The following is a 25,683-nucleotide window of genomic DNA, read 5'->3' as shown; positions in this document are numbered from 1 at the left end:
TCTTTTAGTGTCGCAGAGTGTCATTTGACAGTAGTTCGTACCGCCTCCGCGTACATTGCGTGTCAGGCGGTGCCGACCCCTGACGCCACGTGACGGGGCGTACGAGCACGCTGACACCGCGATTTGGTCGCGCCACACAATGAATCCTGTGTCCCAGACCACGCCGGCACTACGTATAGATGACGGTCGCCGTGCTCGGCACGTGCTCCAACACGCGAACGTTCGCTCCGGTTCGAGTTAATGGGTGGTCAGTTCTGTGATGTCGACCGCGTTCACCAGTGCCTGCAACTCCGGCTCGAACCGGAGATCAAGCGGGCACGGCTCCCTGGCGGAACCCTTCTGATTGATCATCAGGTTGCCGACGGTGTCGTTGACCACGGTGGCCGCGTCGACGGCGTCCCATCGCACGCCGTCGAAGGAGCTCCGCTCGAAGCGTCCGGCGAGCATGCAGGCGACCCGGACTCGGCCGTACGCATCAATGCGATCCGTGCGCAACACGACCGCCGGTGCGGCAGTGAGGCCGGGGGCCACGGCGAACACCTCTCGCAGCGTGACCAACAGGTACCCGCAAGATGGCCGGCTCCTTCTCGAACGAGCCGAGCAACAACCTCGACCCGACCTCGAAGGCGGAGGTGCCGACGTCCGCTACCGCGGGCCGTGGTGATAGTCCAGGCACGACCCGGAGATCGTGGACGCTGCAGCCCGACCGGGTGCTTCTGCCCGACGGGCTCAAGGACCTGTACAACGACGGCTACCCCGACCTGATCGGCCTCACCGGCGACATACCGGGGACATACCGATGCTGGCTACGCTGACGGCCCGTACTTGATCACGCCCGAAGGAACTCTGGTGATCCGTCTCGCGCTCGTGACCGTCTTCGCCGTGCTGCTGTCGATGATCCCCGGCGTGTCTCACGCCAGGGTTCCGGGCGCGCTGGGCACGGCGGGCAACCTCATGCGTGAAGAGCAGCCGCGCGCCGACGGGATCAGGCACGTGGACACCAAGGCGATCATCGCAGGGCTGAAAGCACTCAACGCGAACACCTACGTCTATCCGATGGCCGGTGACAATGTGCACTGGACCGACCTGCGGGACGAGTTCCTGCCCGCGGCGGCCGCCGCCGGGATCGACGTCTGGGTGCTGGTGTACTCGCCGAGCCAGGAAACCTGCTGCGTGTCCCGGCCGTTCAAGCACGACTACGTTGCATGGTCTCGCGAGATCGCCACCCTCGCCAAGAGCCACCCGAACCTTGTCGGCTGGACGGTGGACGACTACGCCTACGACCTCGAGACGTTCACCCCCGCCTACGTCGGGCAGATGCGGTCGGTGGCCACGGCGATCAGCCCCGCGCTCAAGTTCGTCCCGACCGTCTACTACGTCCAGTTCACTGACGCATTCATCGCCGAGCAAATCCCGCTGATGGACGGCGTGATCTTCCCCTTCCGTGACGAGCCGTACCGGGACACCTCCTGGTCGTGGAGCCTGTCGTACCAGGTGCGGCAGCTCGCCAAGCGTCTGCCCGGCACCGAGGTCTACCTGATGCCATACGCCTACCCGCTGAGCCACGCCGCCCAGAAGCCGACGGTGTCCTACGTCGAGGCGGTCACCAAGAAGGGGGTCGAGCACGTCCGTAGCGGTGAACTCGCCGGGGTCCTGCAGTACAAGCTCCCGTTCATCTCCCGCGACCAGGCATGGACGCGCCCCGCGGCCGACAACCTGGCCCGCACGGGCGACGGGCGGCTGAGCTTCGTCGTCCAGAAGCAGACAGCCACCAAGGCCGGCATGTCGTGTGGCGCGACGCGGAAGACCGTCCTGACCTCAGGGGCGGCCAAGCAGGTGGTGAGCTTCTGGCACCGCGACGCCCGCGGGCCGGCGCATCCGGCTGGATACCACATCAAGCAGCTCCTGCTCAACGGCAAGGTGGTCTGGGAGCGGGACGTCGCCGCCGACGCAGCGGACACCTGGGTGAAGGCGACGATCGACCTCACGGCCAAGCTGAGCGGGACGACGAGCGCGACGCTGCAATGGCGCCTGTACGAGCGCAAGGGCGTGAGCGACTACTTCATCGACGTCAGCGTGGACGACATCACGCTCACCGGCCTGGAGATGAGCGACCCCGGCGTGGAGAACGCCGCCGTCTGGACGCCCACTCTGGCCCGCCAGGGCGGCGCGGTCTACTGCTCCGCCCAGGTCTACCACGAGAACTACGGCGCCGACCTTGGTGCACGCATCGCCAAGCTGTATGCCGCCGGATGAGACTCGAACTTGAGCCGGAAGACTACGCCGCGGTGATGGAGCACCTGAGCGGCGCAGCCGCCGCCCGCTCAGGGCGGTGCCAGCTCCGCATACTCGCGTGCACCGTACGTGGCGAAGGTGGTCATGGCCTCAATGAGCTGTGTCTTCGCCTCGGCAGCATCGCCGCGAGCCTGCCAAAGTGCGGCTAGATCACGCCGGGCGCGGGCTGCGGGAAGCGGGGTGTGGAGTTCCTCTGAAATGGCGATCGACTGCATCAGATGCGCCTCCGCGAGCTCCAGCTGGCCAAGCGCCAGGTGAACTTCTCCGATGGTCCGCAGCATGAGTGCTTCGCCGTACCGATCGAAATGGCTCCGGCACACCTCCAGGGCGTCGGCGATCGACGACAGGTAATCGGTTCCGCGCCCCTGCCGGATCTCCGCCTTGACGAGCGCCTGAACTCCATAAGCGATCACCAAGGGGTCGCCTGCCCGGCGGAACAGGTCCAACGCCTGCCTGCTGAGATCGCTCGCCGCGGCGTAATCACCCAGGGCGCGATGGGCCAGGCTCGTGGTACGAAGGGTGAGCGCCCGCCCACGGTCACTGCCGGCGCGGCGATAGGCGTCGATGGCCTGGCTGAGCAGCGGCCAGGTGTCCGCGTACTCGCCGAGTTCGAGGTGGATCGACGCCGCCATGCGAGCCGTCGCACCGATCGCGAGATCGTCACCAAGACCCCGGAAGATCAGCGCGGACGCGGTCAGGTGCTCCAGACCTTCTCGGAGCCGGCACTGCTCCCGATATGCGCTGCCTAAGCTGGCCAGGACGACCGCCTTGCCTCGGACATGACCGGCCGCCTCGAAGAGAGGCAGCGCCAGACGAAGATGCTCGCATGCTTGATCGAAGCGATCCAGCCTGTAGAAGATCTGTCCCATTCCCGCGTGAAGGCCCGCCTCGGCCAGCTGGTTCCCCGTGCGGCGAGCCGCCCCCAAGGCAGTCTGGTGAACGACGCCCCATTCGGCCAAGCGGTTGGCGACGAAGGATTCCGAGAAGGATAGGGCTGTGACCAAAGCACAGGCGGAGGTCAGGCCCATGGCGGCGGCTCGCGCCACCGCCACGATGAGAGCGGGCTTCTCGGCCTCTAGCCATGCGCCGGGGTTGGCAACAACTCGCTCAGCCACTAGAGCGTCGGCGGGCAGGGAGGAAACCAGGTGGCCGCTCAGCGTGATCTCGCCGGACGGGACCTGAGACTCGAACCGCTCGATCAGCCACAGCCACGTGCGCAGCGCGCGTGAGACAGCGGCTGTGCGCTCGGCTTCGGGATCTTCCGCCTCTGCGCACTCTTGAGCGAAGACTCGCACGAGCTCGTGGAGCCGGTAGCGAGGCTGGCCGACGGCGTCGATCGCGACGAAGTCCACAAGCTGCGCATCCACGAGGCGTTCGGCGATGTCGTCGGCGTCGTCGGGTGAAATGTCGAGGAGGGGCGCGAGGATCCATGGAGTGAAGGACGGCACCCCCAGTAGTCCTAACCGACGAAACGCGGTTCTGGCCTGCTCGTCCAGGAGCCGGTAGCTGAGGCCGACGCTGGCCCGAACCTCCACGTCGCCAGCGGTGAGTTCATCCAGTCTCCGGCGCTCGTCGGCGAGTCTCGCGGCCATGGCGGCCAGACTCCAGTGCCGTCGGGTGGCCAGCCGGGCTCCCACCGTCCGGACGGCCAGGGGCAGCGAGCCGCACAGCCGGACGATCTCGCGGGCGGTTTGTGGCTCGGCAGCCACCCGGCCAGCTCCTGCGACGGCGCCCAGCAGTGCGAGCGCAGCCTCGTCGTCCAGGACATCGAGGTCCGTCAGATGCGCGCCCGCCACACCGGCAAGCCGACGGCGTGAGGTGATCAGCACCGCACAGCCGGCCCCACCGGGTAGCAGGGGACGGATCTGCTGTTCGTTTCGGGCGTCGTCCAGCAGCACCAGCACCTGCCGCTTGGCCAGGAGACTGCGATAGAGATCGCCTCTATCCTGCGGGGACTCGGGCTGGGTGGCGGGCTCGATGCCCAGCGCGCCAAGGAATCGGCCCAGGACCTCCTGCTCCGTCGCCGGATTGTCGCTGGTCCCGCGAAGATCGGCGAAGAGCTGGCCATCCGGGTAGAACTCGGCGACCCGATGGGCGAGATGAATGGCACAGGCGCTCTTTCCGACGCCGCCCTGGCCGGACAGCACAAGCAGCTGCGGCGCCGTACGCTGCCCGCCGAGTAGGGGCCTCAGGTCCGCTATCGTGTCGGTCCGCCCGGCGAAATCCGGTATATCTCGTGGGAGCTGAGCCGGGATGGGTCGGCTGGGGGACGGCGAAGCCTGGCTTGACAGTGCTGGATCGCTACGGAGGATCGCCTGATGCAGGGCACGCAGCTCAGGACCAGGATCGATACCGAGTTCCTCGGCCAGAGCGGCGCGCCCGTCTTCGTAAAGCGCCAGCGCCTCGGCGGACCGTCCCAGCCGGTAGAGCGCCGTCATCAGCTGACCGCGCAGTCGCTCCTTGGTCGGGTGGGCGGATACCAGCGCGGCCAGCGTGGGCACCAGTTCGGCGTGGCGGTCGAGAAGCAGTTCCACCGAGATGCGTTCCTCGACGATGGTGAGCCGTAACTCGTCGAGTCTGGCCGCCTCCTGCTGGAGAACGTCTCCGATCCCGCCAAGCGCCGGGCCCCGCCACAGCGCTTCGGCCGACAGGAACGCTCGTGCCGCTTCCTCGCGCTGCCCCTCCGCCGCCGCTCGCCGGCCTTCCGCGACGAGCCTGTCGAACTGCTGGAGGTCTAGCTGATTGGCCCCTACCCTCAGCAGGTAACCTGGAGAGCGTGTCTCGATCGTTCGTGGACCCAGCTTGCGCCTGATCATGGACACATACGTCTGAATCAGGCCCCTGGCCGCGTCGGGAGCGTCCTCCGACCAGATCAGATCCACCAGTCGATCGACCGAGACCACACGCTCCTGTCCCAGGAGCAGCCCTGCCAGAAGCGCACGTGGCTTGGGCCCCCCGATGGGCAACTGCCGTCCTTGATCCCACACCTCAACCGGACCGAGCAGGCGGAATTCCACGACACCTCACAGCTGGCTTTGAAGAGAATTTCCAGCGCGCCACTTCATGCTCGACCAAACGCGTCAATGAAGGGGCCACGATCTATGGCAAACACATCAACCATCCTGATGTCGGATCATCGAGTGTCCGCGATCCCCTCGGTCGAATGCGGGGAGTCGCTCTTCGACCTGAGGAAAGTACCGGCTCTCGCCCTCGACCATCGCCAGGCGGACGATACGGGCGCCTACGCTCATCTTCGTATCGGCCTCGTCGACCGGCTGTTGACAGCTCAGGCCCTTCTTCCGCCCGGGCTGCGACTGCTGATCGTCGAGGGTTATCGACCCGTGGCTCTACAGGAGCACTACTTCGCACGGTGCGCCGCGCGACTGCGAGACGCCAATCCCGCCTGGACCGAGGAGTTCGTGTACGTCCAGGCCAGTCGCTCGCTCGCACCCCTGTCGGTGGCGCCGCACGTCTGCGGGGCAGCTGTCGACATCACTCTCCTGAATGCTGATACAGGCGAGATGGACATGGGCACACCGGTCAATGCCGGACCTGAGGAGAGCGACGGCGCCTGCTACACCCATGCCCCAGGGATCTCCCCTCGGATTCGGGCGAACCGGGACCTGCTCGGGCGGGTCATGAGCACGGCCGGGTTCGTCAACTACCCCACTGAGTGGTGGCACTGGTCTCATGGAGACAAGTACTGGGCGCTTGTCACGGGTGCACACGCCGCCCACTACGGCCCTGTTGAATGGTCACCCTCGTAAACACCGGAACCCCGGGAGCGTCGCGCGACGCTCCCGGGGTTCTTCTTGGGCCCGGGATCCAGCTCGCTGTCTGCTTCACGCAGGGAGGCTAGCGAGCTGCGGTATATATCCGGTATGTGCGGCCCATCCGCACAGGTGGAAGGTCAGGAGCCGGAGATTTTCTGGATGGCCACGGGATAGTCGACCTGGCCGTCGATGTTGCCCCAGCCGGACCACGAGCCACCGGAGGACTGAGTGGCGTGATACGGCGTTCCTCCGCTGTTCACAGCCAGGACGTGCAGGACGCCGTTACCCGCCGAGGCAGCGCCCACGCTGACGGGAGTACCGAGCTCACCGGCCTGACCCTCGACATTGCCCCAGCTCGACCAGGAACCATCCACCTGACGCCCCGCGTGACGCAGCACCCCTCCGGCGGAGACCAAGATCTCCAGCACGCCGCCAGTGGCAGCCACCGCCACACTGGTCGGGTTCCCCACCTCACCGGCCTGGCCCTCGACATTGCCCCAGCTCGACCAGGCGCCATCGGCCCGCTGCGTCACATGACGCACCACCCCCGCCGCCGCGGCGACAACATGCAACGTCCCCCCGACGCCGGTAGCGCCGATACTGACCGGCGCACCGATCTCCCCGGCCTGACCCTCGACATTGCCCCAGCTGGACCAGGAACCATCCACCTGACGCCCCGCGTGACGCAGCACCCCTCCGGCAACCGCGAGGATCTCCAGCTCGCCACCGATCGAGGCAGCCGCGATACTGGTCGGCGCACCGACCTCACCTGCCTGCCCCTCCACCCTTCCCCACGCCGACCAGGAACCGTTGACGTGACGAGTGACATGGAAGATCTCATCGTTCGCCGTTGCCAGGACATGGAGTTCGCCACTCACCACGGCCGAGGCAACATTCGTCACCGCACCCGGCAAAGACCCGGCCTGACCCTCGACGTTGCCCGCGCTCTGCCAGCTGCCATCAGCACGACGCATGGTGTGGTAGATCTCACCATTCACACCCAACGCCACCACATGCGTGGAAGCGGGCCAGAGAGCATCGACGATCTTCTGGGCGTCCCCGGCCTCGACCTGGTAGCGGTCGGGGTAGGCGGAGACCTGGACGGTCTGGCAAACCTCGCCGATGGGCGCGGACTTCCAGGTGTTGTTCGGGTACTCACTGATCATCTTGTTGAGGAAGGCGTTGGTCGCCCAGATCGGGTTGAGTCGTTGGGCGGCCGAGCCCCACGACGCGCGCTGTTGGAACAGACCCAGGCTGTCGTGGTCGACCTCTTCGGCGACGTTCTGGATGCTCGACTCCACGATCGTGGTGGCGATCGCGATGACCGCCGCGCGTCGATCCAGGCCGCGGGCGCGGACGGCTTCGACCACCATGCGGGCGCAGGAGATGCGGTAGGCATTAACGTGCCCCTTCATTTTCGCGCTCAGCACCCCGTTCAGCCAGGTGGCTGTGGCGGAGTCCGCGCTCGTCGTGCCCCGCGAATCGCAGGCAGCGGTGGCGTAGGCGGCGGATACCTCGCCTACCGCGGGCTCGGCTGGATCTGCGGCGTGCGCCGGCGTGGATAATGCGACCAACGTGAGGGTTGTCAGTACCGCCATGACCCGACCGGAAGGGCGCCTCTTAGAGAACATCTGCTGTTCCAAGTTTCGATGTTGAGTGATCAGGAGCCGGAGATTTTCTGGATGGCCACGGGATAGTCGACCTGGCCGTCGATGTTGCCCCAGCCGGACCACGAGCCACCGGAGGACTGAGTGGCGTGATACGGCGTTCCTCCGCTGTTCACAGCCAGGACGTGCAGGACGCCGTTACCCGCCGAGGCAGCGCCCACGCTGACGGGAGTACCGAGCTCACCGGCCTGACCCTCGACATTGCCCCAGCTCGACCAGGAACCATCCACCTGACGCCCCGCGTGACGCAGCACCCCTCCGGCGGAGACCAAGATCTCCAGCACGCCGCCAGTGGCAGCCACCGCCACACTGGTCGGGTTCCCCACCTCACCGGCCTGGCCCTCGACATTGCCCCAGCTCGACCAGGCGCCATCGGCCCGCTGCGTCACATGACGCACCACCCCCGCCGCCGCGGCGACAACATGCAACGTCCCCCCGACGCCGGTAGCGCCGATACTGACCGGCGCACCGATCTCCCCGGCCTGACCCTCGACATTGCCCCAGCTGGACCAGGAACCATCCACCTGACGCCCCGCGTGACGCAGCACCCCTCCGGCAACCGCGAGGATCTCCAGCTCGCCACCGATCGAGGCAGCCGCGATACTGGTCGGCGCACCGACCTCACCTGCCTGCCCCTCCACCCTTCCCCACGCCGACCAGGAACCGTTGACGTGACGAGTGACATGGAAGATCTCATCGTTCGCCGTTGCCAGGACATGGAGTTCGCCACTCACCACGGCCGAGGCAACATTCGTCACCGCACCCGGCAAAGACCCGGCCTGACCCTCGACGTTGCCCGCGCTCTGCCAGCTGCCATCAGCACGACGCATGGTGTGGTAGATCTCACCATTCACACCCAACGCCACCACATGCGTGACGTCGTCGACGATGTTCTTGTACCTGATGGGGGTGTAGTTCTGCATGCTTGACCAGGACTCGTCGCCGACCTGCCCGTGGGAGTTGGCGCTCGGGCCCTTCGCCCAGTCCTCCTGGTAGTCACCGTCGTCCTCGACAGTGCCGTTGAGGGAGTATGTCCAGGCCCCCTTCGAGTGATCGCTCTCGTTCTTCCAGCGGGCGAAGAGCTCCATATGCCCGTCGCGGAGGATCGCGTCACCGGGAAGGAGGTCGTGCAGGCTCCCCAGGGTGACCTTGCCCGACCAGCCGGCGAAGTCGTCGGTGCTGTTGCCGCCCTTGCCGGAGTTGGCCGTGATGTGCCAGGCCATCGAGACCAGCCCGGAGCAGTCAGGCCCGTACTTGTTGTCTCCCTCGACATCGGTGACGAGGGTGCTGGGGTAGCGGGTCAGGTTGTACTGTACGTTGCGGTTAACCCAGTTCTGGGCCCGTGCCAGCACCTCCGATCGGGTGATCCTCCCGTCGGGAGCGCTTGCGGCATGGGCGGACTGCGGCAGGCTTACCGCATCCACGGCTGTAAGGGTGAACGCGGTGGCGACAACTGCCAGGCCTGCCAGGAGGCGGCCGAGGGCGGACTTGCTGGGCATCGTGGCCTTTCGGAGAGTTGAGGGGCCCTTTGCCCCCAGGCCCTGCCAATGTGCCGACCGGTGCTGGAAATCCCCTTCAACTCGCTTTCCAGAGACTTCAAGACGCGCGGTCGGTTGCGTGCTGGGCGATGATCTCCCAATCGATCGGCTTGTCAGCCGCCATGCCCTCCAAGCAGACCTGCCCATCGGCGGAGGACGGTTCGTCTACGTGGCCACCGTCGTGGATCTGTGCTCGCGGCGGCTGGCGGGCTGGTCGATCGCCGATCACATGCGCGGAGCCTGTCGTTGACGCGCCGCAGGCCGCGGACGGGCGGATGCTCCTCGTCGGCAACGCCCACCGGGCCGATGTCTGGACTCTCCAAGACCGGTCACGCCCCACCCACACGGCCATGCTGGACGTGCCGCTCACGGACATGTACGCCATGGCCTTGACCCCGACGGGGACAGCGGCGCTGCTGGCCGGCCCGGGCGGTTCGGGGATCCTCTGGGACCTCACCGACCCGTCCCGGCCCGCGCAGTTGGCCGCTCTGAAGGGCTACACACAGGAGGTCGAGTCCGTCGCGCTCAGCGCCGACGGCCGCATCGCCCTAATGGGAAGCCCCGACAGAGGAGTGTCCTTGTGGGATCTGGGCGACCTTGCCGAAATCGTCGCCGACCCAGCGCGTGCCGCTTGCCGCGGCGCCACCAACGCTGAGATCAGCAAGAAGGAATGGGACCGCTACACGGGTGGCGCGGACTGGTCGGACTACGGCGGAGGGAACGCGGACGGCCTCGCCGTGTGCTTCATCCAACCGCACTCCAGGTGACGCCCAGAATCTCCGATCTCAGGTCTGTACCGCGTCAAAGCCCATCGCATTGGGTTTGAGCTGCACGTTCTCCGAAGCTTCTACGCGGCTCAGTGGTATTCGTTGATCAGCCAGGCGAGTACCTTCCGACGCTTGATCCCGCCCGCGGGGTTCGCGGCGGTGTCCTCGCCACCGTCACGCCCCGACCCTTCGACAAATCGAGCCAGGGCCCCTCGCATGGAGGACCGCGCCGAGCCGGTCTCTTCGGCGTATGTCCAAGGCGGCGATTCGCCCTGGATCTATGATCGGATCTGGCACGTTCTGATGGGCTCGGTGCTGGTTGTAGAACCGTTCGTACTCGCGCAGGGCACGAAGGTGTGGCACCGGTCGAGAAGTTCGCGGCGACATGACTGCACCCACCCTCTCCATGATCGAGTTCATGCGCGGCACCCGGATACCGGTGACCACAGTTCGAATACGAGCTACATCGAGGACCTCTGACCGGCCAGAACCACCTTTTTTGCATGGCCACGGACACCTCCCGACATGTTGCCTTGAACGCACGTCGACGCCGACGGCGTTCGTGATGCGTGCTCACCACGAGGCCCAGTTGCACTCGAGGTCACCGGCGACGTCGCGTCTGGCACGAAAAGGACCGGTCCAGCCGGTGATCGGCCTACCGCTCCCCCAGCATGAGATGAGCCTCGAACCGCTCATCCCGACCCCCGGTACGGCACAGCCATGTGGTGGTTACCCAGGCCTATGGACGGGGGGACTGGACCTCCTTGCCGACGTCAACCACCTGAATCACGAGCCTTGGTGCGGACTCGGGGAGACGCTGCCGGACGGCGAGACTGTACCGCCCTGGGGCCACCTGTCATGCCATGGTGCCGGCCCCTAGGATCCGAGGCGTGGCCAGATACTTCGATCTTCATCCGGACAATCCCCAGCCTCGCCTGATCAGCCAGATCGCCGAGATCCTGCGGGCGGACGGGCTCATCGCCTACCCCACCGACTCGTGCTATGCCCTCGGATGCCGACCGGGCAACAAGGAGGGCCTCGACCGGATCAGGGAGATCCGCGGCCTTGGCAGCGACCACCACTTCACCCTGATATGCCGCGACTTCGCCCAATTCGGCCAGTTCGTTCACCTGAGCAATGCGCTGTTCCGCCAGGTCAAGGCGGCGACTCCCGGCGGTTACACGTTCATTCTGCCCGCGACCAAGGAGGTGCCGCGGCGGCTGCTGCATCCTCGGAAGAAGACGGTCGGCGTCCGCATCCCTGATCACGTCGTCACCCAGGCGCTGCTGGCCGAGCTCGGCGAGCCGCTGCTGTCCAGCACCCTGCTGCTGCCCGACGAGACCGAACCTTCGACGCAGGGCTGGGAGATCAAGGAGCGGCTCGACCACGTGGTGGACGCAGTCATCGACTCCGGCGAATGCGGCGCCACTCCGACTACCGTCGTCGACTTCTCGCAGGAGGAACCCGAGATTCTCCGCCGGGGCACGGGAGACACGTCCCTGTTCGAATAGGCGACGGCAGTGGTCTCGCCGACCGCGATCTCCAGGCCGAGTTCGACGCCTGAGGGGCCGGCCGCGGCCGCGGCCGAGAAGACCGCGTGCACCGCTTCAGAAGTCGTCGCAAGGCGCTTGACCTGGGAGTCGACCTGAGACGCGGCTCAGGCAAGATCGGCTCTTGGCACTGCGCCTGGCGCGAGAGAAACCGATCTGGGGACATCGCCGGGCGCACGGTGAACTCGTCCGGCTCGGCTACCGCGTGAGCGAGGCGACCGTACAGCGGATTCTCCGGGGCCGGCGGGTCGGCCCAGCTCCCCGAAGCGTCGATACCTCCTGGCGGGCGTTCTTGCGCGCCCAGGCGATCTGCGGCCAACACGGTATGCCGGTCGTGACGGCCTGAGCCAGGTGGGTGTGCGGGGGCCCGCACACCCACATCGTGAGCTAGTCGACGGGGCCGTGCACCGTGACCGCGTGGTCGGCCTGAGCGGGCAGGTGCGTGGTGTCTCCCAGCCAGCGGACGGTATAGGTGTAATCACCGCCCACCTGGGGCGTATCGGCAAAGGTGAACGATCCGTCAGGGGCTGTCGGCCGTGTGGTGGCCACCCTGGTGGTGACGGTGTCGTCGCTGTTGGTGACAGTACGTTCCAGGATGATCAGAGTGCGAGACCAATCCAGGTTGGGGCCGGTCAATGTCCCGCTCAACTCGATGCTCCGGTCGGCAACCGACGAATCGGGGCCGGTGAGGGTCAAGCTCGTCGGGGCCTTGCCCACCAGCACGCTTCGCGTCGTATAGCTCAGTTCGTAGGTGGCGTTGCCGGACCAGGACACCTGGTAGCTGTGCCTTTCGGCGAGCGGTGGGGTGTCGGTGAAGGTGAAGGCGCCGTCCGCGGCGGTCACCGTGGACAGGGTCAGGAGAGTGCCGTTCGGACTGTTGCGGGTCACGGTGAGGCGCTGCTCGCCTGGGGACGCCCCATTCGCCAGGATGAGCCGGCCGGTCAAGGTCAGCGGTTCGAAGACGGTCGCCGCGCTCGGAAGGTTCAGGCTGATCGAAGATTTGACCTTGGCCGCGGTGACGTATGTGTACGCTCTGGTCCACCGGTGCTCCGCAGTGCCGTCCCAGACCGCCTCGTACCTGAACGTACCGGCGGTTGGCAGCGCGTCCGTGAGGGTGAAGGTCCCGTCGGCGGCGGTCGTCACCTCGGCGACGGGTTCGCGGGGGCCGTTCCCATCCAGCGATTCGAGGCGGCGGGCTACCTTGACCCGCTGCTCGCCGGGCGCCGATCCGTCGGCCAGAGCGAGTCGACCTGTCAGCGTGAGCGGTGCGACCGCGTCCACCGCGTACGGGGCGGTCAGCGTGAGTGTGGATGCCGGGAGGTCGACATCCGGCAACCGCCACAGGTGGACACGGTCGGAGGCGTCCTTCACCAAGGCGAAGGCGACGTCGCCGAGGGTGGTCAGGGCGCCCGCGAACACCTCCACATCGGAGTCCGCGTAGGTGAAGGTGTTCTCGCCTGTCGCGGCGTCGAACACCTTGACGCTGCTGACGCCGTTGGCATATTCGGCGCCCAGGACCGACGTGCCGTCCTGGCTGATCGCCATGGCTCGTGCCGAGCCTCCCGTGCCATAGCCGCGGACGAGGGTCAGGCTGGTCGTGTCCCAGGCGTCGTACGTGCTGGGAGGGCTGGTAAACGTTAGCGCGGTCGAGCCGTCCGGTGTGAGGGTGATGTCCGGCTGGCTGGACAGGATGGACGACGGCTGGCCGAGCTTGCCGCGAAGGGTGACATCGGCGCCAGAGGTGTCGTAGACAAGGGTCTCGTTGTCGGCGCTGACGACGAGCGTCGACCCTGCGGCGGCGGCCACGGGCCAACTGTTGAGTCGCGGGATGATCGGAGCCGGTTCCGGCTGAGCCGCCGTCGTGTCGAGGCGGAGGAGCCCGCCATCCCCCGATTGGCAACCGTAGCCGACGTACAGGCGGCCACTGGACCAGGCCAGGCGCCGCGGGCACCGGTACGCCGACAGATCGAACCGACGCGTGATGGAGAAGGAGCCGGTAGCGATCTCGGCGACTTCGTTCGAGCGCCTCAGGGCCGCGTACAGGCGGGTGCCGTCGGGCGTCACGGCCAGGCCGTTGGCGCCTGCAAGGCCGGTGATGGTCCCGGTGAGGACACCACGGGAGTCAGCGGCGACGATCCGGTCGTCGACCGAGGCATAGACCCTGTCGTTGGCGGCCACGACATCGGAACCGTACATGTAGTCGAGGTCGACACCGAGGTCGATCATGGAGTCGGCGGCTGTGGCACCCGGGGCCTGGATCACGAGCATGGCGGTCGCGGTCACCACGGCGGCGGCGCAGGCGAGCAGTCGCTGACCCAATCGTAAGGACACGTTCTTTCCTATCGTTCATCAGTACGAAGACAAGATCCAACCCGCCCGGCATCCTCGACGTCAACATGGACAACAGTGCGCCTGCCGACAATGCATCCACCCAGGTCACGGCCATGTAGGGCTTCGCGTGGCGTGCGCGGGCTCCGACCACCAGCAGAAGACGTGCGACATGATGATCAGTCGCGCTTCTCCGTCTGGCCTACTTGACCGTCGCGAACGCTTTCGCCGCGTTGCGGTCGCCGCCCATGGGCGATCGGGACAAGGACGTCGAGATTCTCGCCCTGCGGCACCAGATCACCGTCCTGCGCCGCCGCCGCGACCTGATGTAACGACGCCATGCCCGTACCTGTCGGCCAAAACGGCCTGGACGTCCGCACACGGTGGATGGGGTTTTCGGCAGGCGCAGTACCCGCCACACAGGTAGCCGAATGGGCTGGCCACAGCGTGGAAGTCCTTCTCAGGATCTACGCCAAGTGCATCGTCGGCCAAGACGAGATCGCGAGACAGCGCATCGGCCAGGCGCTGAGGGACGGCCGCATCGACCCATGATCGTGGGGCCGCATTGGGGAGACCCCTCGCAAACGATCGGCGTGAGCCGAGACAGCCGGACATGAAGAACCCCCGATCCGGCACAACAGGGCAGGTCAAGCGGGGGTTCGGACTGGTCGTAGCGAGTAGGGCGGGTGGGGCTTGAACCACGACGCACGGATTATGAGCGGAAGCCCCGGGGGAAGGTCGTCGTGCGAGCGCCGCGGTCTCTGGACCTGGACGGGTACGCCGCCGACTATCCGCTCGTGGTCCCAGGCGTCAGTGAGAGCAGCTGTGGCCGCTCACCACTCGTCACCCACGGAAACCGCCATGTGGGAGCGCTCGAACCAGGCGCTGTCCAGGCGCGCACCTGTACGTGCCTCCACTATGGCCAGCGCCATGGCCTGTGTGGCCGGCCAGGGAACGTCGGTCGTCCGTGCCAATGCCGTGAGCTCCGTCTCGAGGGAAGAGGCGTCAGCCCTCAGGGCATAGGCGGGGTCCAGATGCGGGACCTGCACGGCGACCTGTCCATGTGCGGCGTAGCTGAACCTGGAATTCCGAGTGACCTCCCACGACACGTGCCAGGTCTGAGCACCGACGCTGAGCCGGCTCAGAACCTCGTCATCGCATGTGCGGCCGGCCCCGGAAAAGTCAACGATCATGGTGGCCCTGCCCGCTTGCTCGATAATGGCGACACCGGCCTCGTTCGCCTCCTCGACATCGCAGATCGTCAGGGACGGCTCTTCGTCTCCACCGAGCAGGCGTGTTGCGACCTCTTCGGGTGGCAGTTGTCCCTCGTCCGGCAGGACGACGGTCCACGCCAGCCCTTCGGACAGCCAGCTCCCATCCCCCTGCAGCAGGCGGCCGTAATGCGCTGACAAGCTCTCCAGACTCATGGACGCTCCTTGGGTGATTCGAGTCGAGGGTGGGCACCCGGCCACCGCGGACCACATCGTTGAAGTCCGCGGCGGCCGGGTGCGTCAGTCGCTAACCTTTCGGCTGGTCGTTCACGTATGTCGAGCCGCTCCTGGGCGGCTGCCAGCACAAGCTGGCCATGGAGGGCAAGCTTTCCAGTTACGGACAGACGTACGGGCCTACTGCGGACGCAGTAGTAGATTCGCGGCTCATACGGCGTCTGCGGCAGGGAGAGGTGCCTTCGTCAGCAGGATGACCGGCGGTGGGTTCAGCGGACATAGTTCTGACGTCCAGTCGCAGGAAGCGGAGGAGAACCTCATGTCCGTCCTATTGGTGCTTGCCGCCCAGGTGGCTTCGCCAGTCTGTACGACGCCGGCAGAATGCGCGGGCCAGGGTGTTGATACTTTCCTCGGGACCCCTGAGCGGATCTGGGCCAGTGTGGCCGCACTGGTGGCGCTGGGCGGCGTGGTCATCGGCTGGTTGGCGCTGCGCTCCGTCCGTCGTATCGGCAACGGAGGGAGGAGGCGAGCCATCGTGGCCCTGGTGGTGGGGCTGACCGGCGGGCTCAACGGCGCGGTGAAACTGGCTGTCGCCGACGGTGGTCTCGGCACCGGCAACGGAGTGTTCGGGGCGGCCTTGGCCCTGGTGCTTGGGCTGGTCGGCGCGGTCCTCGGCGGGCTGGTTCTGGCCCGCTCCCGCCGCACCGAGCTGAGTGGCTGACCGCAGCGAATACAAGCGCGATCGAGGCCCTGATGGCCGTACACACCTCGATCATCGCACGGCGGCCGCTTCTCGTGATCTTGTACGTATGTACGTACAGGCAGACAGCTCTACATCAACGCCGTCGAACGTCGAGCCGGGCGATCCCAGGTGTGTCTCGAGACATGGCAACTGTCGCGATCAAGAGCCTGGGCGGTGTGTCCAAGGCCAGAGTTGTCATCACCGCCGTTGTCGTTGAGAGACGGTCCCAGGCAGAGGTCGCCCGCTCCTACGGGGTGTCCAAGGGCTGGGTGTCCAAGCTGGTGGCGCGCTATCGGGCCGAGGGCGAGGCGGCGTTCGAGCCCCGGTCCCGGCGGCCGCACACCTCACCGACCGCGATCGACGCCGACACCGTCGAGTTGATCGTCCGGCTCCGCAAGGAACTCACCGATCAGGGCCTGGACGCCGGTCCCGATACCATCGCCTGGCATCTGCGACAGCACCATCGGCGGACGGTGTCGCGGGCCACGATCAGCCGCTACCTGACCCATCATGGCCTGGTGACACCCGAGCCGAAGAAGCGGCCACGCTCGTCCTACATCCGCTTCGAAGCGGCGCTGCCGAATGAGACCTGGCAGGCGGACTTCACCCACCACCGGCTGGCCGACGGCAGCGACGCCGAGATCCTGACCTGGCTGGACGACCACTCCCGCTACGCCCTGCACATCACCTGCCGGCGCCGCATCACCGGGCCGATCGTGCGCGACACCTTCCGCCAGGCCGTCGCCGTCCATGGGGTGCCCGCCTCCACGTTGACCGACAACGGCATGGTCTTCACCACCCGCCTGGCCGGCGGCCGCGGCGGCCGCAACGCCTTCGAACACGAACTACGCCGCCTGCACGTGCGGCAGAAGAACTCCACCCCTAACCACCCCACCACCTGCGGGAAGGTGGAGCGTTTCCAGCAGACGATGAAGAACTGGCTGCCCGCCCAGCCCGGCCAGCCGGCCACCCTCACCCAGTTGCAGGCACTCATCGATCGCTTCCGCGACGCTTACAACCACCACCGCCCGCACCGATCCCTGCCCCACCGGGCCACCCCCGCAGCCGTCTACAGCGCCCGACCCAAGGCCCTACCGGAGGGCAGCCGCGACGCCGACACTCATACCCGCGTGCGCCACGACCGCATCGACCCCTCCGGCGTTGTCACCCTGCGCCTGGATGGCCGCCTCCACCACATCGGCGTGGGACGAACCCACGCCCGAACCCACGTCATCCTGCTGGTCGACGACTTGCACGTCCGCGTCGTCAACGCCGTCACCGGAGAACTCCTCCGCGAGCTGACCATCGACCCCACCCGCGACTACCAGCCCCAGGCAAACCCCAAAACGACGAAACCCCCGAACCCGTAGGGGCACCCTGATCCGCACCGAACGCCGGACCGGCCGCGATGACCGCAAGAACTACTCAGGCAAACACAAGACCCACGGCCTGCTGTTCCTCGCCCTGACCGATGTCGCGGGGAACCTGCTGTGGATCTCCGCCGCCCGGCCAGGCCGGTCCTCCGAGATCACCACCGCCCGCCACAACAACCTCGTTCAGAAGTTACGCGAGGCGGGCCTGGGCGCGCTGGCCGACCTCGGCTTCGTGGGCTTGGACGACGAGCCCAAGGACCCGGTCGTCATCACCGGCCGCAAGGCCACCCACACCAACCCCCTCACTACCGCCGAGAAGCAGGTCAACCAGCTGATCAGTAGCGAGCGTGCCCCGGTCGAGCACGGATTTGCCGACCTGAAGAACTGGCGGATCCTCACCAAGCTTCGCATGAACCCTGCTCAGGCCACCATGCTGCTTCGCGCGCTGCTGGTGCTGACCAACAGCGAGATCACCCGGTGACAGATGATGAATCGCGATGATCCCGCCAGCATCTGGGCGAGTACCCCAAGCGGGGTTATCGCTCGGCCGGCGCCCTCTCGGAGGGCCTGAGGAAGAAGATGCCGAGGGCCAGGATCAGGATGAAGGGGATGTCGGTCAGGAACTTGCTCCAGTAGCGGTCCAGGTCCGTGGCCGCCTGCGCGACCATGAGCAGGGCGTGGGCCAGGTTGGCCCACATCGTGAAGGACAGGAACGACCTGTGGGCGAGCGGGTTCCGCGCTGCCGCCAGGAGGAAGACGCCCCACACGATGTAGATCGTGAACAGCATGGGCGGCACGTGGGCGTGGTCGTGGCCGGAGCTGATGTCGTTCCAGATCGTCCAGTTCAGCGGGCCACCGGCCTCCGTCAGCAGGGGCGTCTGCACCATGAACCCGGTGAAGAGCGGCACGAAGATCGCGAGTGACAGTACGCCGTAAACGCGTAGGAACGCGGCGAGGGCGCGAGTCCTTCTGTCCTGGATGTGGTGGTCGTCCATGTCGAGCCTCTCTCGTAGCCATTGCATGGTCGGACACTACAACTCTCTAGTTGGAAAAAACAACTATAAAGATGGATTTAGGGACTGTCGCTGGTAGGGTGGGAACATGGTGGGCAAGCGGAGTTACGGCGACGGATGCGCAATTGCGCACGCTCTCGAACTCGTGGGAGAGCGTTGGGCGCTGCTGGTTGTGCGGGAGCTGATCCTCGGGCCCAAACGTTTCACGGACCTGCGCGCCGGGCTGCCGGGGATCAGCGCGGACATCTTGACCCAGCGCCTGCGCGAGCTCGCGGAGGCCGGCATCGTGCAGCGCCGCAAGCTCTCCCCGCCCGCCGGCTCCTGGATCTACGAACTGACCGGTTGGGGCGCTGAACTGGAGCCCATCGTCACCAACCTCGCCCGCTGGAGCAGCCGCTCTCCCGCGCTGCCACACGACGCCCCGCTCAGCGCCGACTCCACCGCCCTGTCACTGAAGGCCCTGTTCGCGCCTGCCGCCGGCGAAGCGCTCCACCTCACCGTCGGCCTGCGGCTCGGCGAACACCATTTCCTGCTGCGGATGGAACGCGATCGCCTCCACCTGGCCCGCGTCGACTCCAGCCCGGCACAGGCGGACCTGGTCATCGAGACCAGCCCGCAGGCCCTGGCCGCCGTGCTCGGCCGCGCCCGCACCCTCGACGACGCCCTCACCACAGGTGACCTCACTCTGACCGGACCACGGGCCACCGCGGAGCGCTTTCTACACCTCTTCCCGCCCCCAGAGCCGATCACCGAACTTTCAGCGCGCCAAGGGTAAAAGGGGCGGGCGTGCGACTGGACATGCGCGCTCGAGCCGGTCGCACGCCCGGCCGCCAGGGCTGTCAAGAGGTGCACCGGCTCCGGCGGCGCGAGCCCTGCTCGGCCGGTTCGGCGCGGCGTGCAGCGATCCATTTCGGCAGCGACGCCCGGCCTACCTCCGATGATTGCCGTGGATAACTACTCGGATACGGATCATGGACAGTGGATGGCATCGACTGCTGCCGAATCCACCAGAACCCCACTTCACCCGTGACGGATGATCACTCGCCGTGATCACCTGTTGCCACCTGGGAGAGTACGCCCAGCCCTCCTCAAGCCAGGCCCGTGACCTGGGACTTCAGGATGGAATTAGCCCACTGCAGGACCAGACCGTCCCTGTAGGTGCTGGCGGCTCCGACCCTGCTGACGACGGCGGCAGCAGCGTCAGCCGCTTGTCCTCGCCCACCTTGCGCATGTCGGCCGCGCCGGTGACCCGCGCTTCCCCCGCGAAATGCGCGATCTTGCCCGGCGGCACGCCCTGCAGCCACGACCCGGTCGGCCCCAGCGCGTCGATATCACCCAGCAGAGCCAGGCGCTCCTTGAACTTGCCCAGCGACGCCGCCTTGGCCACGTCCTTCAGCCGATCGAACTCGCTGCGCCGGCTGACCGGATCAACCACCAGCAGCCGGGCCAGCCGCGCCCGCGCGGCCGCATCCAGCCGCCCCGTCACCGCCCGGAAGAACCCGGTATTCACCTCGGCGCGGATCGCCGCGACCATCGCGTCCAGCGTGGTGTAGCCCGGAAGCTCACACCGAGCGCGGACCAACTCCTCCAACGCCACATTGATCAGATCAGCCGGGTTGTCCTTGGACTGCACGACCTTACGGATCGCCTCCCCAGCGACCCGCCGCACCCGAGACGCCTCATACGACACCCCCATGCGCCGACGGACGAACGCCCGATGCCGGCCGCTCCCGGATGCCGAGCTCGCGGCGAGCGACCGTGGTTACGACGCCGGCCATTACCGGAGCTCGGGCGGGGCGGCGCTGTCGAGGACTTGGGTGACGGTGGCGGCGATCGTGTCGGCGAAGGCGGGTAGCGCTTCTCGGTCTTCCAGCAGGAGGAAGAGCCAGGCGAAGATGGGGCCGAGGAGCAGTGCGTGTACCACTGCGGGGTCGGGGCGGTGGGGGAGCTCGCCGCGGGTGACCGCTCGGTCCAGGATCTCGGTGACGCAAGTGCGTTCGGCGGCGACGAAGGTGGCGGCGAACCTGGCGGCTATGGCTTCGTCGGTGTGCACGTCGGCGAGCAGGCCGGGGACCACTCCGGGTGGGGGTGTGGCGAGGGTGGCGACGATGTCGCGGGTCACTGCGGCCAGGTCGGTGGCCAGGGAGCCGGTGTCCGGAGGACTGGTCAGCTCCAGGTCGTGCATGATCGCCACGAAGATCATCTCCTGCTTGGTGGCGTGCCGGCGGTAGATCGCGGCCTTGCCCACTCCGGCGCGGGTGGCCACCGCGTCCACCGTGAGCCGGGCATAGCCCTGCTCGGCCAGGAGTGCGCGGGCCGCAGCCGCGATGGCCTGGTCTACCCGGCCCTCCCGAGGGCGGCCCAGTGGTTGGTTCATGAGCGTCAGTCTATTACGGAACCGATGTACCCGTAATGTGACGCAGTCGACGTTGCGCCCGGATGGACGAGGGTTCACGATAAAGGAACTATGAGTTCCGATACTTCGGTTTCCGTAAAGAGCGTGGTGTGGGCGGGCGGGATCCTGGCGCTCCTTGCCTGCCTGCACCTGTCCTCCACCGCGCTGCTCAGCGCGGATCACCTCCCGGGCTGGTTCCGGGGGGAGCTGTGGTTCTTCCCGCCCAACCTCGACGATCTGGCCATGCTGGCCCCGAACGTGGGAGCGTTCTGGATGGTCTGGGGAAGCTTCGGCGTCCCCCTGGGCCTGGTGGGCGCGCTCGTCGTCGGGTACGGGCGGCGTGGCCAGGTGCCACCGTCCTATGTGGGCGTCGTCGTGGGTTTCTGGGCGCTGACGAGCGCCGCCGTGCTCGAGCCCTCGCCGTTCGTGCTCGGGGTGATCCCAGCCGTCATGCTGGTGGTCGCCTCCCGCAAACGTCAGGCGGTGACCGCATGAGCGCCACGGTCATCCGCGACGTGCGGATCTTCGACGGGGAAGGAATCGTGCCGCACGGATCCGTGCTGGTGCGTGACGGGCTGATCGCCTGTGTGGGGCGGGTGGACGTGCCGGGCGACGCGCAGGTCGTCGAAGGCGAGGGTCGCACACTCCTTCCCGGGCTGATCGACGCCCACACGCATGCGTTTCCCGGGAAGCTGGAGCAGGCGGTGCAGTTCGGAGTGACGACCGAGCTGGACATGTTCTCGGTGCCGTCCGTGCTGGGTCAGGTACGGGCCGAGGCCGCCAAGCCGTACGCGGCGGACCTACGTACCTCCGGGGTGGGGGCCACGGCGCCCGGCGGGCATCCGAGCCAGTTCATGGCAGAGGTCTTCGGGGCGTTCCCGACGCTGACCTCGGCCGAAGATGCCGTGGCGTTCGTCCGCGACCGCGTCGCCGAGGGGGCCGACTACCTCAAGATCCTCATTGAGGACGGTTCGGCCATGGGGATGCCGCTGCCGTGCCTCAATGCGGCCACGGTCCAAGCGCTGGTCGAGGCCGCTCATGCGGCGGGGCTGCTGGCTGTGGCGCACGCCACCACCCAGGCGGGCGCCGAGATGGCCGTGGCGGCGGGCATCGACGGGCTGACGCACATGTTCCTCGCCGACGGCGAGGTCGATCGGCTCGCGGCGCGGATGGCGGAGGCAGGGGTGTTCGTGACGGCCACCCTCGCCATGTTCGAGGCCCTGGACGATCAGGCTGGGGCGTCGCTGGCCGCCGACGAGCGCATCGGAGCACGCCTGGCGCCCGAGCTGCGCGCCGCCGTCGGCCGTACCCCTCCCGGATTCCCGTCCGCGCCGGGGCTCGCCGCTCACACGGCCGAGACGACGACGGCGCTGCACAGGGCCGGCGTGGTGGTGCTGGCGGGCACCGACGCCAACGACGGGCCACACGGCGCTTTTCCCGTCGTCCACGGCGCCAGCCTCCATCGAGAGCTGGAGTGCCTGACGATGGCGGGGCTGACGCCGGTCCAGGCGCTGGCGGCGGCCACCAGCCTGCCCGCGAACCGCTATGGACTCGACGACCGTGGACGGATCGCCCCCGGTCTCCGGGCCGACCTCCTGCTGGTCGAGGGTGATCCGGCCGAGGACATCACCGCCACCCGATCGATTGCCGGAGTGTGGCGTCAGGGACAGTTAGCACCGTACGCAACCGCATGGAGGCTCACGTGACGACAGGTCGCCTCACGCTCGCCCACCGCCTCTTGCCGACCCCAGACGCCGCCGAACGCCACTCGATCGTGATCAACGCGTCCCGGGACCGGGTTTGGGACGCCATCAGCAATCTGAAGGCCACGGACCTCCGTCTCGCCAAGCCGCTGATCGCCCTCCGCAACCTGCTCTCTCGCGTGTGGAACGGACACGCCCAACGCGACCTGCCCGATTTCACCCCCCTCGCTGAGGACCCCGGCCGCGAGGTGGTGCAGGGCCTGATCGGCCAGTGGTGGCGCCTGGGCCGGGCCGAGAACGTCGCCTCCGTCGACGGCCCCGACGCCTTCTGCGCCTTCGACCGGCCCGGCTACGCGAAAGCCACGTTCAGCTTTCTGCTGGAGGATGCCGGTGACGGCCGGATCCGGCTCGTCACCGAGACCCGAGTTCAAGCCACCAGTCCGGACGCGCGGCGGGCATTTCTGCGGTACTGGGTGGTGATACGGCCGGGGAGCGGTTTCCTCCGCCGCGTCATGCTCGCCGCCATCCGCGCCCGCGCGCTTAGGTAGAGGTAGCGTCCGCTCGGTGGCGAGCTTGGCCGGCATGCGTACCAGCATCGGGATACCGCATGGCGTCCATCCTGGCCGGGGGCGCGTAGTGCCAGCCCAAGGGGGGCCGCAGGCCTGAGCAGTATCAGGGTCCTACGCCGTCATGCGGGGTCGTCGAGGTCGCGGGTGCCGAGCTTGATACAGGCGACCGGGAAATGAAGCACCCATGCTGGCCGACAGTCGTCCAGCTCACGCTACGTCGGTGGTCGCTATTTTGCCAGATAACGAAGATTATTCCGTAACCAACTCGGCGTCCTATTCCCGAAACTGACCCCAGCCACAAGTAGCGATGGGGGGCCCGTGGCCGCCTGGCTGCCGAAGAGAAGCCAGCTTCCGTCGGGGGCGAGTGTGGGGAGCGATCCTCATCAGCTAAACTGAACGTTCAGTTCATTTAGCGGAGGGTGTCCATGAGAATCTGGTTCATCACGGGTGCATCGCGCGGGTTCGGCCTGGAGATCGCACGCAAGGCCCTGGCCGAGGGGGACGCGGTGATCGCCACCGCACGCAACGCCGAACAGGTCAAAGCCGAACTCACGGACGCCGGTGATCGGTTGCTGGCCGTGAACCTGGATGTCACAGACGAGGCCGCCGTCCAGGAGGCCGTGGCCGCCGGGGTGGAGGCGTTCGGCCGTATCGACGTGCTGGTCAACAATGCTGGCCGGGGGCTGCTGGGAGCGGTGGAGGAGGCATCCGACGCCGAGGTCCGAGCGGTCTACGACGTCAACGTGTTCGGCCTGCTGGCGGTGACCCGGGCCGTGCTGCCGGTGATGCGCCGCCAGCGGTCCGGGCGGGTCTTGAACATCACCTCGGTGGGCGGGTTCACCTCCGGACAGGGGTGGGGCATCTACGGTTCAACGAAGTTCGCGGTGGAGGGCATGAGCGAGGCGATGCGCGCCGAGCTCGCCCCGCTGGGCATCGACGTGATCATCATCGAGCCCGGCGTCTTCCGCACCGACTTCCTCGACGACTCCTCACTGCACACGACCGCGCAGGTGATCGAGGACTACGCGCAGACCGCCGGTCAGACCCGGGCCTGGCGGACCAAGAACAACCACGCCCAGGCCGGTGACCCGGCGAAGGCGGCCGCCGCGATCGTCTCCATCGCCGGGGCCGGCGATCCGCCGGTCCGACTTCAGCTGGGTGCCGACTGCGTCGCCCGCATCGAGGCCAAACTCCAACAGGTCAAGACCGAGCTCGACCAGTGGCGCGAAATCGCCGTGGCGACGGCCTACGACGATGCCGGCTGAGAAGGATCTCATGCCCCGCAGCCGTCGGGTGCGGGAGGCGGTGCTGCGCGCCGCCGCCGAACTGCTGTCGGAGGGCGGGCTGCCGGCGGCGACGGTCGACGCCGTCAGCGCCCGTTCCGGGGTGAGCAAGGCGACCATCTACAAGCACTGGTCCAACCGCATCTGCGTCGCCATCGACGCGTTCGCCCTGCACATGGCCGAGGCGACCCCGGTGGCCGACACGGGCTCGGCACGCGAGGACCTGACCCAGCAGGTACGCAACGTCGCCGCGTTCTACGCCGGTCCGGTCGGCCGGGTCTACGCCCAGCTGCTGGCGGCCACTGTCACCGATCCAGAGGCCGCCGAACTCCTGCGGCAGCGCTTCCTGGAGGGCCGCCGCGAGCTGATCCGCCAGATGTGGCGACGCGGAGTGCAACGAGGTGAACTACGCACCGACGTCGACGTAGAAGTCGCCCAGGATGTCCTGTTCGGCTCCATCATCTTCCGCCTCGTCAGCGGCCACGCCCCCCTCACACCCACCGAGGCGGAGGCTATCGCGAAGGCCGCCCTCACCGGCCTCCTCACCCAACCGGCCAGTGACACTGGCAGGCTCCGTTGATTACGTGGGGTCTGAACTGTCAGGTCTGGCGCTATCTGGCCGGGGACCTCCAGCCTATTTGGCCGGGGACGATCATGTTGATCAGCCCGAATTGTCAGGATGAGCTCCAAGAGCCCAGCAGACAGGCGTCAAGAAACTCGGATGCGGACTCCATCTTGACGCTGTTCATCTGCGGTGGCGGGTGTGGCGTTGGGGTACGCCCTTGCCGGACAGGCCACGAGCGAGGGGCATTTGCAGGGCGGCGGCCGAGGACGCGGTCAGACCTCTGGGCTGGCGGGGGCTGCTTGACGCCTGGGACGTGGCCGGTGCGGGCGACGGCGTCACCTACAGCGTGAGCAGGCCGTACCAGCGCATCGACTACGTCATGACCTCTCGCGACATCAAAACGACCTCGGTGGCCGTCATCGGCACCGAGGCCTCCGACCACTTCCCCATCGCGGCCGACCTCGAACTCCCCCACCCCTCGCCCTGACCTCCGGCGCCCACCGTCTCTCGCGACGGCGGGCGCCGAGCGGTCCGGATCAGATGACGCCGCTCTGCCCGACGCAGCTCGTGACACCCTTCCTTCCGGCCAGCTTCACGAAGACCCGATGCGCCATCGGCCGGGTCGCCGAGATCGCCCTGCTGCCGGCGTTGCCCGTGATCACGGTCGCCAGGAACTC

Annotated in this window: 24 protein-coding genes and 1 pseudogene; 16 read left to right on the top strand and 9 right to left on the bottom strand. The window is 67.3% G+C overall.

The window, feature by feature from the left end; all coding sequences use genetic code 11:
- Window positions 1-237: 237 nt before the first annotated feature.
- Window positions 238-540, bottom strand: coding sequence for a hypothetical protein (locus ACIBVN_RS56945; protein ID WP_397150664.1), 303 nt, complete (start codon window positions 538-540; stop codon window positions 238-240).
- Window positions 541-572: 32 nt separating this feature from the next.
- Between ACIBVN_RS56945 and ACIBVN_RS56940 the strand changes: the two genes are divergently transcribed.
- Window positions 573-815 carry a hypothetical protein gene (locus tag ACIBVN_RS56940; RefSeq protein ID WP_397150662.1) on the top strand — a complete coding sequence of 81 codons (243 nt, stop codon included), beginning with the start codon at window positions 573-575 and terminating at the stop codon, window positions 813-815.
- Between the two features lie 34 nt (window positions 816-849).
- Window positions 850-2,256 (top strand): hypothetical protein, encoded by a 1,407-nt coding sequence (locus ACIBVN_RS56935; RefSeq protein WP_397150660.1) that lies wholly within the window; start codon window positions 850-852, stop codon window positions 2,254-2,256.
- Between the two features lie 68 nt (window positions 2,257-2,324).
- Here the strand turns inward: ACIBVN_RS56935 and ACIBVN_RS56930 are convergent, their stop codons facing one another.
- The gene (locus ACIBVN_RS56930; RefSeq protein WP_397150658.1) at window positions 2,325-5,312 is read right to left on the bottom strand and encodes a BTAD domain-containing putative transcriptional regulator; all 2,988 of its coding nucleotides are present in this window, start codon (window positions 5,310-5,312) and stop codon (window positions 2,325-2,327) included.
- 84 nt (window positions 5,313-5,396) lie between these two features.
- Here ACIBVN_RS56930 and ACIBVN_RS56925 point away from each other — a divergent pair, with 84 nt between their 5' ends.
- The gene (locus ACIBVN_RS56925) at window positions 5,397-6,062 is read left to right on the top strand and encodes a M15 family metallopeptidase (RefSeq protein ID WP_397150656.1); all 666 of its coding nucleotides are present in this window, start codon (window positions 5,397-5,399) and stop codon (window positions 6,060-6,062) included.
- A gap of 143 nt (window positions 6,063-6,205) precedes the next feature.
- Here ACIBVN_RS56925 and ACIBVN_RS56920 read toward each other — a convergent pair whose 3' ends face one another.
- A complete protein-coding gene (locus ACIBVN_RS56920; RefSeq protein WP_397150654.1) occupies window positions 6,206-7,666 on the bottom strand; it encodes a hypothetical protein in 1,461 nt (486 codons plus the stop codon).
- A gap of 62 nt (window positions 7,667-7,728) precedes the next feature.
- Window positions 7,729-9,159: a hypothetical protein gene (locus ACIBVN_RS56915; protein WP_397150652.1), complete on the bottom strand. Its 1,431-nt coding sequence runs from the start codon at window positions 9,157-9,159 to the stop codon at window positions 7,729-7,731.
- 389 nt (window positions 9,160-9,548) lie between these two features.
- On the opposite strand from ACIBVN_RS56915, the gene ACIBVN_RS56910 reads away from it, so the two are divergent.
- Together ACIBVN_RS56910 and ACIBVN_RS56905 are read left to right on the top strand one after the other, a co-directional pair.
- Window positions 9,549-10,040 carry a hypothetical protein gene (locus tag ACIBVN_RS56910; protein WP_397150650.1) on the top strand — a complete coding sequence of 164 codons (492 nt, stop codon included), beginning with the start codon at window positions 9,549-9,551 and terminating at the stop codon, window positions 10,038-10,040.
- A gap of 890 nt (window positions 10,041-10,930) precedes the next feature.
- The gene (locus tag ACIBVN_RS56905) at window positions 10,931-11,551 is read left to right on the top strand and encodes an L-threonylcarbamoyladenylate synthase (protein WP_397150648.1); all 621 of its coding nucleotides are present in this window, start codon (window positions 10,931-10,933) and stop codon (window positions 11,549-11,551) included.
- A 426-nt stretch (window positions 11,552-11,977) separates the two neighbouring features.
- Here ACIBVN_RS56905 and ACIBVN_RS56900 read toward each other — a convergent pair whose 3' ends face one another.
- Complete coding sequence (locus ACIBVN_RS56900) at window positions 11,978-13,921, bottom strand: hypothetical protein (protein WP_397150646.1); 1,944 nt, start codon at window positions 13,919-13,921, stop codon at window positions 11,978-11,980.
- 203 nt (window positions 13,922-14,124) lie between these two features.
- Here ACIBVN_RS56900 and ACIBVN_RS56895 point away from each other — a divergent pair, with 203 nt between their 5' ends.
- The gene (locus tag ACIBVN_RS56895) at window positions 14,125-14,250 is read left to right on the top strand and encodes a hypothetical protein (RefSeq protein ID WP_397150644.1); all 126 of its coding nucleotides are present in this window, start codon (window positions 14,125-14,127) and stop codon (window positions 14,248-14,250) included.
- Between the two features lie 501 nt (window positions 14,251-14,751).
- On the opposite strand, the gene ACIBVN_RS56890 is transcribed toward ACIBVN_RS56895, so the two are convergent.
- Window positions 14,752-15,345 (bottom strand): hypothetical protein, encoded by a 594-nt coding sequence (locus tag ACIBVN_RS56890; RefSeq protein ID WP_397150642.1) that lies wholly within the window; start codon window positions 15,343-15,345, stop codon window positions 14,752-14,754.
- On the opposite strand from ACIBVN_RS56890, the gene ACIBVN_RS56885 reads away from it, so the two are divergent.
- The 3 genes from ACIBVN_RS56885 to ACIBVN_RS56875 all read left to right on the top strand — a co-directional run bounded on the left by ACIBVN_RS56885 (window position 15,344) and on the right by ACIBVN_RS56875 (window position 17,959).
- Window positions 15,344-16,084: a DUF6223 family protein gene (locus ACIBVN_RS56885; protein WP_397150640.1), complete on the top strand. Its 741-nt coding sequence runs from the start codon at window positions 15,344-15,346 to the stop codon at window positions 16,082-16,084. The two genes, ACIBVN_RS56890 and ACIBVN_RS56885, sit on opposite strands and share 2 nt — an antisense overlap.
- A gap of 164 nt (window positions 16,085-16,248) precedes the next feature.
- Window positions 16,249-17,475 carry an IS481 family transposase gene (locus ACIBVN_RS56880; protein WP_397150638.1) on the top strand — a complete coding sequence of 409 codons (1,227 nt, stop codon included), beginning with the start codon at window positions 16,249-16,251 and terminating at the stop codon, window positions 17,473-17,475.
- 7 nt (window positions 17,476-17,482) lie between these two features.
- Window positions 17,483-17,959: a transposase family protein gene (locus ACIBVN_RS56875; protein ID WP_397150672.1), complete on the top strand. Its 477-nt coding sequence runs from the start codon at window positions 17,483-17,485 to the stop codon at window positions 17,957-17,959.
- A 55-nt stretch (window positions 17,960-18,014) separates the two neighbouring features.
- Here the strand turns inward: ACIBVN_RS56875 and ACIBVN_RS56870 are convergent, their stop codons facing one another.
- Window positions 18,015-18,500 carry a DUF6632 domain-containing protein gene (locus ACIBVN_RS56870; protein ID WP_397150636.1) on the bottom strand — a complete coding sequence of 162 codons (486 nt, stop codon included), beginning with the start codon at window positions 18,498-18,500 and terminating at the stop codon, window positions 18,015-18,017.
- 136 nt (window positions 18,501-18,636) lie between these two features.
- On the opposite strand from ACIBVN_RS56870, the gene ACIBVN_RS56865 reads away from it, so the two are divergent.
- The gene (locus ACIBVN_RS56865; RefSeq protein WP_397150634.1) at window positions 18,637-19,266 is read left to right on the top strand and encodes a winged helix-turn-helix transcriptional regulator; all 630 of its coding nucleotides are present in this window, start codon (window positions 18,637-18,639) and stop codon (window positions 19,264-19,266) included.
- A gap of 339 nt (window positions 19,267-19,605) precedes the next feature.
- Here the strand turns inward: ACIBVN_RS56865 and ACIBVN_RS56860 are convergent.
- Both ACIBVN_RS56860 and ACIBVN_RS56855 read right to left on the bottom strand, forming a co-directional pair.
- Window positions 19,606-20,220, bottom strand: a pseudogene (locus ACIBVN_RS56860) (DUF4158 domain-containing protein); the annotation flags it as partial.
- 48 nt (window positions 20,221-20,268) lie between these two features.
- Window positions 20,269-20,868 (bottom strand): TetR/AcrR family transcriptional regulator, encoded by a 600-nt coding sequence (locus ACIBVN_RS56855; protein WP_397150632.1) that lies wholly within the window; start codon window positions 20,866-20,868, stop codon window positions 20,269-20,271.
- Window positions 20,869-20,958: 90 nt separating this feature from the next.
- Here ACIBVN_RS56855 and ACIBVN_RS56850 point away from each other — a divergent pair, with 90 nt between their 5' ends.
- The 6 genes from ACIBVN_RS56850 to ACIBVN_RS56825 all read left to right on the top strand — a co-directional run bounded on the left by ACIBVN_RS56850 (window position 20,959) and on the right by ACIBVN_RS56825 (window position 25,493).
- Window positions 20,959-21,381, top strand: coding sequence for a hypothetical protein (locus tag ACIBVN_RS56850; protein ID WP_397150630.1), 423 nt, complete (start codon window positions 20,959-20,961; stop codon window positions 21,379-21,381).
- Window positions 21,378-22,592, top strand: coding sequence for an amidohydrolase family protein (locus tag ACIBVN_RS56845; RefSeq protein WP_397150628.1), 1,215 nt, complete (start codon window positions 21,378-21,380; stop codon window positions 22,590-22,592). Before ACIBVN_RS56850 ends, ACIBVN_RS56845 begins: the two co-directional genes overlap by 4 nt.
- Window positions 22,589-23,137 (top strand): hypothetical protein, encoded by a 549-nt coding sequence (locus ACIBVN_RS56840; protein ID WP_397150626.1) that lies wholly within the window; start codon window positions 22,589-22,591, stop codon window positions 23,135-23,137. The genes ACIBVN_RS56845 and ACIBVN_RS56840 overlap by 4 nt, the downstream gene beginning before the upstream one ends.
- Before the next feature lie 446 nt (window positions 23,138-23,583).
- Entirely contained in the window at window positions 23,584-24,423 is an 840-nt protein-coding gene (locus tag ACIBVN_RS56835) for an oxidoreductase (protein WP_397150624.1), read from the top strand.
- Window positions 24,424-24,433: 10 nt separating this feature from the next.
- Window positions 24,434-25,021, top strand: a complete 588-nt coding sequence (locus tag ACIBVN_RS56830; RefSeq protein ID WP_397150622.1) for a TetR/AcrR family transcriptional regulator — start codon at window positions 24,434-24,436, stop codon at window positions 25,019-25,021.
- Window positions 25,022-25,223: 202 nt separating this feature from the next.
- A complete protein-coding gene (locus ACIBVN_RS56825) occupies window positions 25,224-25,493 on the top strand; it encodes a hypothetical protein (protein ID WP_397150620.1) in 270 nt (89 codons plus the stop codon).
- Window positions 25,494-25,683 lie beyond the last annotated feature (190 nt).

Origin of the sequence: Nonomuraea sp. NPDC049400, from assembly GCF_044466425.1 — a bacterium.
In the GTDB taxonomy this organism is placed as follows: Bacteria; Actinomycetota; Actinomycetes; order Streptosporangiales; family Streptosporangiaceae; genus Nonomuraea.
This window is presented reverse-complemented; position numbering and strand designations above follow the sequence as displayed.

Bases quoted from the DNA above. Each gene is read 5' to 3' on its own strand.
- ACIBVN_RS56940 (WP_397150662.1), top strand. From the start codon at position 573: ATGGCCGGCTCCTTCTCGAACGAGCCGAGCAACAACCTCGACCCGACC.
- ACIBVN_RS56925 (WP_397150656.1), top strand. From the start codon at position 5,397: ATGGCAAACACATCAACCATCCTGATGTCGGATCATCGAGTGTCCGCG.
- ACIBVN_RS56920 (WP_397150654.1), bottom strand. From the start codon at position 7,666: ATGGCGGTACTGACAACCCTCACGTTGGTCGCATTATCCACGCCGGCG.
- ACIBVN_RS56910 (WP_397150650.1), top strand. From the start codon at position 9,549: ATGCTCCTCGTCGGCAACGCCCACCGGGCCGATGTCTGGACTCTCCAA.
- ACIBVN_RS56885 (WP_397150640.1), top strand. From the start codon at position 15,344: ATGGACGCTCCTTGGGTGATTCGAGTCGAGGGTGGGCACCCGGCCACC.
- ACIBVN_RS56890 (WP_397150642.1), bottom strand. From the start codon at position 15,345: ATGAGTCTGGAGAGCTTGTCAGCGCATTACGGCCGCCTGCTGCAGGGG.
- ACIBVN_RS56880 (WP_397150638.1), top strand. From the start codon at position 16,249: ATGGCAACTGTCGCGATCAAGAGCCTGGGCGGTGTGTCCAAGGCCAGA.
- ACIBVN_RS56870 (WP_397150636.1), bottom strand. From the start codon at position 18,500: ATGCAATGGCTACGAGAGAGGCTCGACATGGACGACCACCACATCCAG.
- ACIBVN_RS56855 (WP_397150632.1), bottom strand. From the start codon at position 20,868: ATGAACCAACCACTGGGCCGCCCTCGGGAGGGCCGGGTAGACCAGGCC.
- ACIBVN_RS56850 (WP_397150630.1), top strand. From the start codon at position 20,959: ATGAGTTCCGATACTTCGGTTTCCGTAAAGAGCGTGGTGTGGGCGGGC.
- ACIBVN_RS56845 (WP_397150628.1), top strand. From the start codon at position 21,378: ATGAGCGCCACGGTCATCCGCGACGTGCGGATCTTCGACGGGGAAGGA.
- ACIBVN_RS56835 (WP_397150624.1), top strand. From the start codon at position 23,584: ATGAGAATCTGGTTCATCACGGGTGCATCGCGCGGGTTCGGCCTGGAG.
- ACIBVN_RS56830 (WP_397150622.1), top strand. From the start codon at position 24,434: ATGCCCCGCAGCCGTCGGGTGCGGGAGGCGGTGCTGCGCGCCGCCGCC.